The sequence below is a fragment of the Falsiroseomonas sp. RANM36 genome (assembly GCF_056682175.1).
Map to the genome: position 1 here is coordinate 1,142,274 of NZ_JBWXTD010000003.1, position 474 is coordinate 1,142,747.

Below are 474 nucleotides of genomic sequence, written 5' to 3' on the forward strand. Positions count from 1 at the left end.
GGGGCGCCCCCCCCCCGGCCCCCCCCCCCCCCCCCCGCCGCCCCCCCCCCCCCGCCCGGCTCGGCGATCAGGCGCAGCGCCTGCCAGATGCGGCGCTGCGTCTCCCTGATCGCCTCGTCCTTGACCAGCACGGCCTGCGCGACGTGGTGCCGCGCGACCTCGAACATCAGCGCGCCGACCTGGCGCGCGCCCAGGCTGTCCGCGGCGAGGCCGCCGACCGGGCAGGGCACCGGGCGGCCTTCCTTCAGCGCGGTCGCCAGTGTGGGGCAGCCTTCGGGCTCCACGCTGATCACCTGCGTGCCGGTGCCGGCATACCAGGCGGCAATGCCGCCGATCCGCCCGCCGCCGCCGGTGGCGACGAGCACATGCGTCGCCTCCGGCGCGTCGGCCTCGAGCTCCAGACCCACCGTGCCCTGGCCGGCCAGGACCTCGGGCTGGTCATAGGCGTGGACGATCAGCGCGCCGGTCTCTGCG

Annotated in this window: 1 protein-coding gene; it reads right to left on the minus strand. The window is 77.8% G+C overall.

Annotation, left to right across the window (positions count from 1 at the left end):
- Positions 1-474: pyridoxal-phosphate dependent enzyme (locus AC1MIR_RS10350; protein ID WP_480028739.1), on the minus strand; the 474-nt coding region annotated here is incomplete at both ends.